This window comes from Myxococcus sp. AM010 (assembly GCF_013372585.1).
Lineage (GTDB): Bacteria > Myxococcota > Myxococcia > Myxococcales > Myxococcaceae > Myxococcus > Myxococcus vastator.
Genome location: NZ_JABXEO010000133.1, coordinates 1 through 13,979, shown reverse-complemented (window position 1 = coordinate 13,979; position 13,979 = coordinate 1). Strand labels below are relative to the sequence as shown.

General features: G+C 69.8%; 9 protein-coding genes. 7 read left to right on the top strand and 2 right to left on the bottom strand.

The window, feature by feature from the left end:
- Both agmC and HV826_RS34465 read right to left on the bottom strand, forming a co-directional pair.
- The coding region (agmC, locus tag HV826_RS34470) for an adventurous gliding motility protein AgmC (RefSeq protein ID WP_407938453.1) at positions 1–1,236 on the bottom strand (1,236 nt) is incomplete at its 3' end.
- 27 nt (positions 1,237–1,263) lie between these two features.
- Positions 1,264–3,111 carry an OmpA family protein gene (locus HV826_RS34465; protein WP_176421271.1) on the bottom strand — a complete coding sequence of 616 codons (1,848 nt, stop codon included), beginning with the start codon at positions 3,109–3,111 and terminating at the stop codon, positions 1,264–1,266.
- 229 nt (positions 3,112–3,340) lie between these two features.
- Here HV826_RS34465 and tssI point away from each other — a divergent pair, with 229 nt between their 5' ends.
- The 7 genes from tssI to HV826_RS34430 all read left to right on the top strand — a co-directional run.
- Positions 3,341–5,605 carry a type VI secretion system tip protein TssI/VgrG gene (gene tssI / locus HV826_RS34460; protein WP_176421270.1) on the top strand — a complete coding sequence of 755 codons (2,265 nt, stop codon included), beginning with the start codon at positions 3,341–3,343 and terminating at the stop codon, positions 5,603–5,605.
- Between the two features lie 147 nt (positions 5,606–5,752).
- Positions 5,753–6,370: a type VI secretion system lipoprotein TssJ gene (gene tssJ / locus HV826_RS34455; RefSeq protein WP_163783876.1), complete on the top strand. Its 618-nt coding sequence runs from the start codon at positions 5,753–5,755 to the stop codon at positions 6,368–6,370.
- Positions 6,367–7,734, top strand: a complete 1,368-nt coding sequence (gene tssK / locus HV826_RS34450; protein WP_163783875.1) for a type VI secretion system baseplate subunit TssK — start codon at positions 6,367–6,369, stop codon at positions 7,732–7,734. The genes tssJ and tssK overlap by 4 nt, the downstream gene beginning before the upstream one ends.
- Positions 7,735–7,749: 15 nt before the next feature.
- Positions 7,750–8,466, top strand: coding sequence for a DotU family type IV/VI secretion system protein (locus tag HV826_RS34445; RefSeq protein ID WP_176421269.1), 717 nt, complete (start codon positions 7,750–7,752; stop codon positions 8,464–8,466).
- On the top strand, positions 8,466–12,158 hold the full coding sequence (gene tssM / locus HV826_RS34440) for a type VI secretion system membrane subunit TssM (protein ID WP_176421268.1): 3,693 nt from the start codon (positions 8,466–8,468) through the stop codon (positions 12,156–12,158). The genes HV826_RS34445 and tssM overlap by 1 nt, the downstream gene beginning before the upstream one ends.
- 1 nt (position 12,159) lies before the next feature.
- Positions 12,160–13,092 (top strand): type VI secretion system-associated protein TagF, encoded by a 933-nt coding sequence (gene tagF / locus HV826_RS34435; RefSeq protein WP_176421267.1) that lies wholly within the window; start codon positions 12,160–12,162, stop codon positions 13,090–13,092.
- A gap of 15 nt (positions 13,093–13,107) precedes the next feature.
- Positions 13,108–13,979, top strand: an 872-nt coding sequence (locus HV826_RS34430; RefSeq protein WP_176421266.1) for a type VI secretion system ImpA family N-terminal domain-containing protein, incomplete at its 3' end; no start/stop codon positions are given.

Below are 13,979 nucleotides of genomic sequence, written 5' to 3'. Positions count from 1 at the left end.
GTCGTCGGCATCGCCGCCACCGCCCCCCATGGCGTTGAGGCCGAGGCCCCCGCTGCACGCGACGTGCTCGACCGTCCGGACATGGACGGTGCCACCCGCGCCACCACCGCCCCCTCCGGACTCCGCGCTCCCCACCCCCGCGGCCCCCGATGCGTTGAGCGTGCCGGTTCCTCCAATGGAGAGCGCGCGAACGAAGATGATTCCGCCGCCATGGCCGCCGTCCGCATCCGACGTCTCGTCCCGGCCATGCCCCGCGCCACCGCCGCCCCCCATGACCAGGTGGGTCAGCGGTGAGAAGCTCAGGGCCGCGCCACCCTCGCCCCTGGCACCGGACCGGGAGCCATCGGCTGAGTTGCCACCCAAACCGCCCGCTCCTGTATTACCGCCGCCGCCGCCGCCCGCCCGGACACAGACACCACCACCACCACCGTTGGCGACATTCGCAACGCCCCGGGCATCGGGATGCGTGACGTCGATGCCCTCTCCCGTCCGCGCGCGCGTCTCTTCGGGATGGGCTGGCACGGGACAGCCGACGTACGGCTCTTCGTCTTCATCCTCCTCGGTGTCGGCCTCGTAGTGCCCGCCCCGGAACCCGAGTCCCTCCGCGCTGAGCCGGCTGCCGTTGCCCAGGTTCACGGCGCCATTCGCCAGGAAGGCCAGGATGCCGCCGGTACGATTCGCGGGGTCCCACGCCTTGGCGCGCACCACCGCGTTGTTGTTCAACGTCAGCGACGTGTACTCCGGCACCCGGACCACCTGCGTGAAGAGCGCCGCGTAGGAGTGCTTCAGCGGCCGGTCCAGCGTCAGGGTGAGTTCCTCCTCTTCTTCGTCCTCGGAGACAGCCGTCAGCCGCGCCAGCTCCCACCGGCCCACTGCGCCGCCTTCCAGATAGATGGGCCCGGGACTACCAGGCACCGTCACGGGCACCACGCCGGTGGTCTGGATGATCAACACCAGGTCACCCGAGGTATCGGCCCCCCCCGTGGGCCCGCTGAAGTCGGGGACCGCGGGCGCGGACGTGGAGGTGGCCAGTGATGTCCGGATGGTCGTGTCACCCGGCGCCAGCGGCGCCTTGACCTGTGCGTAGTTGTTGATTTCCACGCCACCCGCCGCAGCGACCGTCCGGGCGCCATCCTGCCCATTGCCTACCAGATAGGTATCCGGGCCCGGCAGGGCCGGCAGGGCCCAGAGCACCATCACCGCCGTCAGCGCCTTCGTCAGAGCGTTCGTTCTCATCGAGATGGTTCTCCGCGGAGGCGCACGTCAGTGCTGGCCGCGCTCGGACTTGTCTTGCTGCGGGTCCGCCAGCAGGAACTCCACGCGGCGGTTGTTCTCACGGCCGTTCGACGTCGCGTTGCTGTCGATGGGGCGCTCCTGGCCATAGCCCAGGGCCTTCAGTCGTTCGGGAGCAATCTCCCGGCCGATGAGGTACTGGCGCACGGCCTCGGCACGCGCCTGCGACAGGCGGCGGTTGCTGTCCGGGAAGCCCCGGTCATCCGTGTGCGCGCCCACCACGACGACCGGAATCTCCGGGTGCTCCCGGACGACGCGCGCCACCCAGTCCAGCAGTTCGAAGGAGCGCTTCTGGATTCGCGCCTGCGTCGGCTCGAAGAAGACCTTGCCCATCACCACCAGGCGGTCCGGACGAATCTCCACCAGCGGCAGCACGTGCAGCGGGCAGCCCAGGTTCTTGGCGTCCCCCGGCTCGTTCACGCAGCTGTCCGCGCGGTTGGGCACGCCATCCTTGTCCGTGTCCGACTCCGGGCAGCCATTGCGCTCGAGGGGACCGGCCTCGTTCGGGCACTCGTCCTTGTCGTTGTCGATGCCGTCGCCGTCCGTGTCCCGCACCGGGCAGCCCCGGTTGTCCGCGGGCCCCGGGTCCGACGGGCAGCTGTCGATTTCGTCGGGGACCTCGTCACCATCCTGGTCCGGAATGGGGCAGCCCTGGCGCGCCGCGGGGCCATGCTCCAGCGGGCAGGCGTCCAGCATGTCCTCGATGCCGTCGCCATCCGTGTCCTGCGCCGAGCACCCCTGCCGCGCCACGTCGCCCGGCACCAGCGGACACTTGTCGTCGGCGTTGCGCACGCCGTCGCCGTCCTCGTCCAGGTCGGGGCACTCCTGAATCTTCGCCTCGGGGGGCAGCCCCATCTCGCAGCGGACCGAGGACTCGCCTGGGCCCCGCGGCGGCGTCACGTTGCCGAAGGCCCCGCCCACCATCAGCCGGAACAGCGGCGTGCCGGGCGCCGCGCCCACGCCCACGCCCGCCAGCGCGAACATCTCCAGCGACGAGCCCACCAGGTAGCGGGCGCCCGGCAGCAGCTCCACCGACGTCGGCTGGTCCGTCATGGGCAACATGCCCCGGACGTTCAGCTCCCAGCGCAGCCGCTTGCCCGTCGTGGCCAGCGCCACGCCCAGCCGCAGCTCGCGCCCCACTTCATCCTCCGTGTCGCCCGTCCGGTCCGTCAGCAGCACGCGCGGGCGCTGCACGTAGCCCACCTCCAACCCCGCACGGATGAAGCCGAAGTGCCGCCCCACCATCACCCGGGGCGACAGACGAAGCCCGCCGTCATCCCGGGTAAAGGCCCCCTGGCTTCCCAGCGGCAGCCCCGCGGCCAGCTCCACCGCGAAATCCACGCCCCCCGCGTCCGACTGCGTCAGCACGCCGAAGCGCGCGCTCAACACCGGGGTGGACAGCGCCTGACTGGCGGGCACGGCGATGCCATAACGCCCCATGCCCACGTCGTCTCCGCCCTGGAGCGCCACCATGGGAACCTGCAGCCCTACCTGAAGCCAGTCCAGCGGGGCATACGCGGCGGCCAGGTGCGCGGTGGTCCGTCCAGAGACGACGGCCACCTCGGGCTGCTCGCGGATGAGGTTGTCCATGTAGACGAGCGGCTGATGCGCGTAATGCATCATCACCGTCGCGCGGAAGGCTCCCGCAGGAAGCAGCTCGCCCATGCCGACGAGCAGTGACCCCTCCGCGCCAGGATTCAGCTCCAGGCGCTCCAGGTCGAAGCCTCGCAGCACGGGCCCCTCCTGCCCCCCGGCGGACAGGGACGTCAGCGCGAGTGCCAGCGCGAGCCCGCGGTGCAGGAGCTCTTTTCTTCTCATGGTTCTCCCCGAAGCCGTCTGGGTACCCCGGGAAGACCCGCAGTTTCAAGCCAGCCCCCCTTTTCCACTCTACACCGAAGTCCGACCTGGAATGGGATGGCCCCAGCGTCAGCGCACGCCGGCAATGAAAATTTCGTGTCAGGCCCCCCTGGTTCGCAATTCGTGGCATGCTGCCGCACCACTATCGGGCCTCATCCTCTGGACGAGGCCCAGCGCCGGGGGTCTGTGGATGATCGCGAACGCCGCCTTGAAAGCCAACCAGGCTGAGTTCGAGTTCCAGGCAGGGGCCTTCACCGCCGGGGAGCTGGCCGTCCTGGGCTTTGAAGCCGAGGAGACGCTGTCCCAGCCCTACGCGGTGGAGGTGGCGCTGGCCGCCCGGCCGGACGTGGACGTGGATGAGAAGGCGCTCCTGGGCCAGGACGCGCGGCTCACCGTCATGCTCGGAGACGGCACCGCGCGCTTCTTCCACGGCATCGTGTCGCGCATGTCACGGTGGGATGAAGGCAGCGGCCCGGAGCGCCGCCGCTACCGCGCCACCGTGGTGCCGCGGCTGTGGACGCTCCGCCACCGCCGCAAGAGCCGCATCTACCAGGAGATGACCGTCCCGGACATCGTCCACAAGGTGCTGGATGAGGCCAAGGTGGAGCACCGGCTGGCGCTCACCGGCGAGTACCCCAAGCGCGACTACTGCGTGCAGTACCGCGAGTCCGACCTCGACTTCGTGTCCCGCCTCCTGGAGGAAGAAGGCATCTTCTACTTCTTCGAGCACGGCGAGGACGCCCACATGATGGTGCTGGGCGACGGTGCCTCCGCCAACCCTGAGATGCAGGGTGAGTCCAAGCTCGTCTTCCGCGAGCGCAGCCAGATGGTCGCCTCGCAGGAGTACGTCCACGAGCTGGTCTCCCGCACGGAGGTGCAGCCGGGCGCCGTGGCCCTGCGCGACTACAACTTCCTGCGCCCCGCCCAGGACCTGGGCGCCAGCTCCGAGGCGGAGGCTGGCGAGGCCGCGCTCGAAATCTACGACTACCCCGGCCGCTACGAAGAGCCCGCGCCCGGCCGCAGCCTGGCGAAGGTGCGCCTGGAGGAGCTGCGCGCGCGGGCGGAGACGGTGACGGGCGCCAGCTACAGCCGCCGCGTCTGCGTGGGCCACTCCTTCGAGTTGGCGGAGCATCCGGACGAAGCCGCCAACCGCAAGTACCTGCCCGTCTCCGTGCGGCACCTGGGCCACCAATCGGAGGCGCTGAGCATCGAGCAGGGCTCGCTGCGCAGCCGGGAGGACTACCGCAACGAATTCCTCTGCCAGCCCGCGGAGGTGCCCTTCCGCCCGCCGCGCGTGACGCCCCGGCCGGTGATTCCGGGCGCGCAGACGGCCATCGTCGTGGGCCCCAGCGGCGAGGAGATACACACCGACGAGCACGGCCGCATCAAGGTCCAGTTCCACTGGGACCGCGAGGGCAAGAACAACGACAAGAGCAGCTGCTGGATTCGCGTCAGCCAGGCCTGGGCGGGCCCGGGCTGGGGCGCCCTGTACCTGCCGCGCATCGGCCATGAGGTCGTCGTCGAGTTCCTCGAGGGCGACCCGGACCGGCCCATCGTCACCGGCAGCGTCTACAACGGCGCGAACCCGACGCCCATCGACCTGCCCGGCAACAAGACGCAGAGCACGCTGCGCTCCAGCTCCAGCCCCGGCGGCGCGGGCTCCAACGAGCTCCGCTTCGAGGACGCGGCCGGCAGCGAGCTCGTCTATCTGCACGCGCAGAAGGACTTCAACATCGTCGTGGAGAACGACAAGACGCAGGAGGTCCGCGGCAACGAGACGCTGCTGGTGCGCAAGGACCGCTCCCGCGTCATCGAAGGCAACCAGGCCCTGCTGGTGAAGAAGAACGACGACAGCACCGTCACCGGCAACCAGACGCTGGCCGTCACGCAGAACCGCTCCACCACCGTGGGCGGCAACCACACCGAGGCGGTGGCCGGGGACCAGTCCATCAGCGTCAGCGGCAACCAGGCCCTCACCGTGGCCATGGCCTCCGCGGAGACGGTGGCCCTGGGGAAGATGCTCAACGTGGGCGGCGCGCTCGCCGTCACCGTGGGCGCCGCCTTCAACGAGTTGGTGGGCGGCCTCAAGTCCGAACAGGTGGGCGGCGCCAAGGTGGAGGTCGTCGGCGCCAAGAAGTCCGAAACGGTCAAGGGCGCACGCACGCTCCAGGTGGGCGGGGACCTCTCCGAAGAGGTGGGGAAGTCCCGCACGCTCAAGGTGGACAAGGACATGCTCGTCAGCGTGGCGGGCAAGGTGAACCACGCCGCCAAGGACGCCTACACGCTGTCCGCCAAGGAAATCTCACTGGTTGCCCAGGAGCAGTTCACCCTCAAGGTGGGCTCCGCCACGCTCCAGGTGAAGAAGAACGGGGACGTGGTCATCAAGGGCGCCAAGATTGAGGTCAACGCGTCAGGCGACGTCGTCATCAAGGGCTCCAAGATTTCCGAGAACTAGGAGCAGGCAGGGAACCGCCATCAGGGGGGTGGCTTGAATCCTGTCCGTCCTGTCTGGCAGTTTACGCTTCGCACGGAAGTTGTAAGGACCCGTGCGTTCTTTCAAGGAATACGAATCTTGGCGCTAGGACACACAGGCGCCGGTCGGGTGAAGCGTGCCGGCCGGAACCTTCGGTGGGGTGTGGTCATCGCGCTCGCGGCCGCCTTGAGCGGGAGCGCGGGCTGCGTGAAGCGAGTGTCCCAGGTGTGTGAGACGCCGCCGCCGTTCCAGGTGGTGGTGGATGCGTCGGAGCAGCTCAATCCCGACGCGCGCGGGCGCTCGCTGCCTACCGTGGTGCAGATCGTCCAGCTCAAGGACAGCGTCCGCCTGGAGCGCGCGGGCTTCAAGGATTTGTGGGGCAAGCCGGAGGAGCTCCTCAAGGAGGACCTGCTCCAGGTGGCCGAGCTGGTGATTCCACCCGGCAACAAGGTGAAGCGCTGGGTGCAGCGTGATCCCAAGGCCCGCTTCGTCCTGGCCATGGGGCACTTCCGGCAGCCGCTGGGCTATTCGTGGCGGACGGTGGCGGCGCTCCCCGTGGTGGAGGAGGCGCGCTGCGTGGAGCGCCCCGCCGGTGACCAGGGCGACCCGAAGCCGGGAGACGAGGTCTTCCGCTACCGGCTGCAAGGCTATCAGATTGACCTGATGTTCCGGCCCATGACGCAGGCGCCGGAGCCTCGACTCCAACCCCAAGCTGGCGACGGCGAGTCGCCGCGGAGAGGTGTATGAAGTCCGTGCAGCGAGTCGTGTGGTCGGAGGGCATGTTCATGAGCCCCCACCACCTCCAGCAGCAGGACCTCTACCACGAGCAACTCCTGGATCAGCGGCTGGCGTCGCTCGAACCGTATCCCTGGGGCGTGGTGGCCCTGGAGTTCGACATGGAGGCGCTGCGCGCCGGCCAGGTGCAGCTGACCCACTTCACCGGCATCCTCCCGGACGGGCTGCCCGTCTCCTTCGAATCCGGAGACGCGGAGGCGCCGCCCGCGCGGCCCGCGGACGGCTACTTCCCGCCCGCCCAGCGCACCCTGGACGTGTACCTGGGCGTGCCGCGCGAGCGCAGCGGCGTGGAGAGCTTCGGCAGCGGGGAGCGGCTGGGCAGCAGCCCGCGCTACACGCCCGCCTCCCGCCCCGTCAGTGACTTGACGGCCTCCACCTCCATCTCGCAGGTGGCCTTCGGTCAGCGCAACGTGCGGCTGCTGTTCGGCACCGAGCCGCGCGACGACTTCGAGTCCATCAAGCTGTGCGAGCTGTCCAGGGACCGCTCCGGCAACCTGACGCTGGTGGAGTCCTTCATCCCGTCGTGCCTGCGCATCGACGCGTCCGCGTTCGTCATGAACGAGCTGCGGACGATGCTGCGGCTGATGGTGTCCAAGCAGCGGCAGCTCTCCTCGCGGCGGCGGCACCGGGACGCGTCAGCGCTGGAGTTCACCGCGGGCGACGTGACGCTCTTCCTGGAGCTCAACGCGCTCAACGGCACCATCCCCTTCCTCCAGCACGCGCTGGACGCGGGCAACCTGCGTCCGCGGGACTTGTACCTGGCGCTGGCGCAGTGCGCGGGGCAGCTGTGCACCTTCTCCGTCAGCGCGGACCCGTCCACGCTGCCCACCTTCCAATTCACCAACCTGCGCGCCACCTTCGAGGAGCTGTTCCGCCGCCTCTCCGAGCTGATGCGCTCGGTGGCGCTGGAGCAGTGCCTGTCGGTGGACCTGACGGCGGGCGCCGACGGCATGTTCCGCGGCCGGCTGGAGGACGACCGGCTGGAGCGCTGCGGCCACTTCATCCTCGCGGTGCGCAGCGAGCTGCCGGAGCGGGTGGTGGCCGAACAGCTGCCCAAGCTGTCGAAGGTGGCCGCCTGGGAGGACATCCGCGCGCTGGTGCAGGCCGCCGCGCCCGGCGTACCGCTGGCGGTGACGTACCGGCCGCCACCCGAGGTCCCCGTGCAGCCGGGCACCGTCTACTTCAGCCTCTCCATGAATGACGGCTACTGGAGGAACGTGATGAGGGATCGCAACCTCGCCATCTACCTGCCGCAGCCGTTCGACGCGAGCCGAACGACCGTGGAACTGCTCGCGGTCCCCACCGCCAATCGCTGACGCCCCGAGCCGCCCATGGACCGAGTCACCGAAGCCACGAAGGACTGTTTCGACGCCGCCATCCAGCTGCGCGGCTCCGAAGCGTCGGCGGTGCCCCCGCCGGAGACGCTGCACCACCGCCTGCGCGGCGTGGTGGATGAGACGCTGCGCCGCGCCGCCGTGCTGGGCTTCAGCCATCAGGATGCCCAGGACATGGCCTACGCGCTGGTGGCGCTCATCGACGAGGTCGTCCTGGGCCGCCCGGAGGAGTACCGGCAGCTCTGGATGCCCCTCCAGCTCCACTACTTCAATGAGAACGTCGCCGGTGACGGCTTCTTCGCGCGCCTCAACACCGTGCGCAAGGACCCGCACCGGCACGAGGTGCTGCAGGTCTATTACCTGTGCATGCTCTTCGGCTTCCAGGGCCGCTACCGCATCCGCGGCGGCGAGCTGGAGCTGATGACGCTCATCGACACGGTGCAGAAGGACCTGGAGCGCGCGCGGCCCTTCGACTTCGACGTGCTGTCGCCGCACGGGGACCGGCCCACCGAGTCGCTGCTCTCCAAGCGCAAGAAGGCGTCGATGGTGGGCATCTCCGCCGGGGCGCTCGCGGTGGCCGTGCTGTTCTACGGCGTGCTGCAGTTCTTCCTCAACGACAAGATTGGTGAGCTGAAGAGCCGCATCGAGGTCCACGCGGCCCGCAACACGGCGACGAGCGCCAGCCAGACGCAGGCGGCGGGAGGGACGCAGTAATGGCGTATCTGTTACCGCTGCTCGGCATCGGCGCGCCGATGTTCGCGTTGCTCAACTACCTGGGCTTCACCCTTCAGCAAGCGGCCATCATCGCCGCGCTCGCGGGCCTGCTGGCCGTCGGCGTGGTGTGGCTCGTCAAGCGCATCCGCGCGCGCGCCGCGGCCAAGAAGCTGGAGGGCGCGCTGGCGGCGCAGGCGGATGAGCAGGCCACCACCGTGCGGCCGGACCTGCAGCCTGAAATCAAGGCCATGCAGTCGGAGTTCACCAAGGCGGTGGAGGCGCTCAAGGCCTCCAAGCTGGCGCGCGGCGGCAAGGACGCGCTGGCGGTGCTGCCCTGGTACCTCATCGTCGGGCCTCCAGGCGCCGGCAAGAGCACCGCGCTGCGCAACTCCGGGCTGAAGTTCCCGTACCTCTCCGCGCGCGGCGGCGTGCGCGGCGTGGGCGGCACGCGCAACTGCGACTGGTGGCTGACCAACGAGGCCGTACTGCTGGACACGGCGGGCCGCTACACCAGCGCGGAAGAGGACCGGCCGGAGTGGCTGGCCTTCCTGGACACGGTGGCGAAGCACCGCCCCAGCCGTCCCATCAACGGCCTCATCGTGGCCATCAGCGTCAGCGAGCTGCTGAACGCGGACCCGCAGGCCGTGGGGGAGATGGGGCAGACCATCCGCGAGCGCCTGGATGAAATCACGACCCGGCTGAAGATGCTGGTGCCGGTGTACGTGATGATCACCAAGTGCGACCTGCTGCCCGGGTTCGTGGAGATGTTCTCGGACTTGTCGCGCGTGGAGCGCGGGCAGATCTGGGGCTTCACCGTGCCGCTGGAGCAGCAGCGCGAGGCGAGCACGGACCTGTTCCGCGAGCGCTTCGACCAGATGCTCTCCGTGCTGGAGCAGCGCTCGCTGCGCCGGCTGGGCCAGGAGCGCCGGCTGGAGACGCGCGAGAACATCTACGGCTTCCCGCAGAAGTTCGACGCGCTCCGGAAGAACCTGGCGGAGTTCCTCCAGCCGCTCTTCCTGGAGAACGTGTTCCAGGACACGCCCGTCTTCCGCGGCCTGTACTTCAACAGCGGCACGCAGGACCTGCGCCCGGTGGACAAGGTGTCCCCGTCCGCGGCGGAGATGTTCGGCAGCACCAACGGCCGGGCGCAGACGGATGGCGCCACGGAGGGCCGCAGCTACTTCCTCTGGGACGTCTTCACCAAGGTGATGTTCCAGGACCAGCAGGTGGCGGTGCGCAGCTCGCTGGAGGAAGCGCGGGTGCGCCGCCAGCGGATGGTGCTGGCCAGCGCGGCCTCCGCCGCCACGGTGCTGCTGCTGTCGCTGCCCACGGTGTCCTTCTTCAAGAACCGCAACATGGCGGAGGCCGTCACCGAGGCCATCACCAACGTGAACCTGGACCCGCGTGACGACATCCGGCGCGTCGAGGACCTGATTCCGCTGCGCAACCGGCTCCAGGAGCTGACGGAGTACGAGGAAGGCAGCGCGCCGGTGTTCATGCGCTTCGGCCTCTACCAGGGCCAGAAGCTGCTGCCCCAGGCGCGCCAGTTCTACAACGCGGCGCTGCGCCGGGTGCTGCTGGGCAAGCAGTTCGAGCTCATCCAGCAGCGCCTGGACACCTTCGGGAAGAACCCCGATTTGCTGACGGTGCGCAGCGACGAGGACTACAGCAAGCACTTCGACGCGTACCGCCAGTACTTCGATGACTTGAAGATGTACCTGCTGGTGACCACGCCCCGGGATCCGCGCGAGCCGGAGCTGGACGAGACGCAGCGCAAGTGGCTCCAGGACGAAATCGTGAAGCACTGGAAGCGCGTGCGGGGCGACGCGGTGGACGAGCGGGCCGTGGCGAACCACGCGGAGACGTTCCTGCTGATGCTCGCCAACGAGCAGATGCTCCCCGAAGAGCAGAAGCCGGCGCGCGAGCAGCGCATCGCCTTCGGCCGCGTCACCGGCGTGGTGCAGTCGGCGCGCCGCTCGCTCAACAACGTGCCCCTGGTGCGGCTGGAGCTGGCGCAGCTGGTGGCCAACATGAGCGGCGCGTACCCGGACGTGACGTTGGAGCAGCTCGTGGGCTCGGTGCCGCAGATGAGCGCCAGCGCGCGCGTGCGGGGCGCCTTCACGCGCAAGGCCTATGACGACGTCATCCGCGAGCGGCTGGACCTGGCCTTCCAGGACCAGCAGTCGTGGGTGCTGGACCGCGATGAGAAGGTGGACACGGTGAGCTCGCGGCGCGAGCTGCGCACCCGCTACTTCGAGGCCTACACCCAGGAGTGGAGGGACTTCCTCGGCGCCATCCGCGTGCATGCCCCGGAGAACCTGACGCAGATGGAGAGCCTGCTGACGAACCTGACGCGCGGCAAGCCGAAGCCCTACGGGCGGCTGTTCCGCGCGCTCACGTACAACGTGGTGCTCGACAAGCGCGACACCAAGGCGGCGGAGGCCGACACGGGCTTCCTGGCCAAGGCGGGGAAGCTGTTCGGCTCGGAGTCCGGCGAGGACGCGCCGAAGAAGCGCGAGCTGCTGAACGCCAACTCGCCGTCCGGCGCCCAGGAGGTCACCGCCCGCGACGTGGAGCGTGAGTTCGCCTCGCTCATCCGCTTCGCCACGGAGTCCTCCAAGACGGAGGACGGCGAGGAGTCCCTGACGGCGCTGGATTCGTACGAGGACCAGCTGGCCACCGTCCAGACGACGCTGCTGGCGGTGAAGGACAAGCCGGCCGAGTCCGGCCTGCTGCTGGACAAGATTGAGTCCACCCGCAACAACGTGGAGATGATGGTCCGCAAGCAGACGGACAACGTCGCCATCTTCGAGAGGCTGCTGCTGCCGCCGTTCCAGGAGATGCGCTCGGTGGTGTTCGTGGGCGTGGCCTGCAACAAGAGCAAGCTGTGGCAGGACCAGGTGGTGACGGCGTGGAGCAGCGCCTTCAAGGGGAAGTACCCCTTCGACCGCGCGTCGCAGGCGGACGCGCCGCTGCCCGAGGTCGCGGAGTTCCTGCGCCCCGAGGGTGGCCTGGTGCGCAAGTTCGTCAAGGAGCAGCTCCTGGAGGACGTGGTGGCCACCGGACGCCGGTGGGAGTTCACCTCGTCGGGCGGCGTCATGTACCGGCCCGACCTGCTCGGCTTCCTGGAGAAGACGGGCGCGCTCTCCACCACGCTCTTCCCTGGCGGCGACACGGTGGACCCGCTGGTCCGCTTCCAGGTGCGCCTGCGCCCGGGCGTCTCCGCGGACGGCCTGGCGTCGCAGATTTCGTCCATCACCCTGACGCTCGACGGGACGGACGAGACGTACCGCAATGGCCCGGACACGCTGTGGAAGCCGATGATCTGGCCCGGGCAGGCCGGCAAGCTCGGCGCCCGCATCACCGTGCAGAGCGCGGATGGCTCCACGGAGACGACGCTGGAGGCCGAGGGGGACTGGGGCCTGTTCCGCCTGCTGGAGCGCGTCAAGCGCATCGAGCCCAGCGCCGACGGCCGCTACTTCACCGCCACGTGGGAAATCGAAGAGATGAACGGCGCGCTGGTCTCCATCGACTTCCGTCCGGAGCGCACCGCCAACCCGTTCTTCGGGATGTCGGGCAACACGTCCAAGCTGCTGGCCATCTTCCGGGACCCGGGGTTGCAGCCGCCCGTGAGCATCGCGCGCAAGGGCGGGTGCGCGACGCCGGCCGTCGCGGCGGATGGGGTTCACTGACATGGCAGTGCAGTCGCCGCGCATCGGCCTGCTGGGCAAGACGCCCCGACAGGCAGAGTTCATCCGCCACAACGCGGCCACCCCGCTGGCCCTCCAGCTCTACGGCTGGATGGAAGCGGGCGTGGAGCGTTCGCGACGAGCCCGGGTGGACCTGCCCGCCGAGCCCGTCAGTTTCGTCTTCACCGCGCCCGGCCAGAAGCAGGCGCTGGTGGGGGTGATGGCGCCCAGCCAGGACAGCGTGGGCCGGACCTTCCCCCTGGCCATCTTCACTGAGGCGTCCTCCGCGGACACGGCCTCGCGGCTCGCGTTGACGCCGGAGGCGTACCAGCCCTTCCTGCGCGCCGCCGGTTCGCTGGCCCAGTCCGCCGCGGAGCTGGAGGTGCCACAGCTGCTGGAGCGCGTGGCGGCGCTGCCCCTGCCGGGCCCGGGGGACTACAGCCTCGCGAAGCGGCTGCTCACCGCCGTGCTGGCGGACCACCACACCGTGGACCTGCTGGGCCCGGTGGTGGAGGGCACGCCGGAAGGTGGGCGCTACTACGCGCTGCACACCTTCCTCACCGCGTGCGCGGGCGAGCGCGGCAAGGAGCAGCTACCGGCCGGCGTCACCCTGGACTGCCCGCTGTCCACGCGCGTGGGGCCGGTGGCCTGGCTGGAGCTGTCCTCGCGGCTGCTCAAGTGGACGCACCAGCCTCCAGCCTTCTTCTGGTCCGAGGGCGACAAGCCCCGGCTGCTCATCAGCCTGGGAGCGGCCTCCCCTGCCCTGTTCCTCGCGCTGGCCCAGCCCAGCCGTCCGGGCGCCCAGGTGTGGCCGCTGCGCACCGAGCGCCCCGCCGCCATCGACAACGCGCGCAAGGGCCTCACGGCCTCCGCGCGCCAGGTCATCGACGCGCCGTCCACCACCCTGGAACAACTGTTGCAGACGCTTTCGCGCTGAAGTCCCACCACGCCCATGCCTCCCACCTTGGAACAGCTTCGCGAGCGCGCCCTCCCCTGGACCGAGCCCGTGCCGGGGGCTTCCCCGGCCGGCGTGCAGGCGAAGCACGAGCCCGCCTACGAGGCCGTCGCGCTGGAAGTCGCGAAGTTGGAGTCCCCGGCCAGCAACGCCGTGCGCTGGGATGACGTCGTCGAGGGCGCGAGCGCGCTGCTGAAGCACACCACGAAGGACCTCTGGCTCGCCTCGTACCTGGCCTATGGCCTGTATGCCACGCGAGGCGTGGACGGCGCGGCCACCGGCACGGCCGTGCTCGCCGAGGTGACGGAGCGCTACTGGCAGGACCTCTTCCCGGAGGCGAAGCGGCTGCGCGGCCGGGCCAACGCCGTGGCCTGGTTCGTGGACCGGCTGGGCAGCATCCTGCCCACCGTGGAACAGGCCTCCGTGAGCGCGGAGCCCCTGGATGCGCTAGCGGTCGCGGTGAAGCGCCTGGCCCAGCTCTCACGCGAGCGGTTCGCCGACATGGCCCCCGCGTTCGGACCGCTCCAGGACGCCATCACCCGGCTCCGCGCCGGACTCCCCGAGCCCGAACCCGCGAGCGTACCCGAGGGACGCACCGCGTCCCCGGAGGACGCGGACGCCTCGCAGCCACCGGTGGATGGGCATGCGTCGTCCCAGGACGAGGCCCCCGCGCCCGGCGAGGCGGGAGCGCGCGCTGACACGTCCACGAAAGGCAATGACAGCCGCTCGGCGCGGGACACGGACAAAGCCAACACCGCCACGGGCAAAGGCAGTGCAGCCAACCCGAGCAGCGCCGCCGCCAACGGCACACAAGCCCCCCCGCGCCCCGCCGCCCCCCCCCTCGCCCAAGCCTCACACCCTCCCCCCCC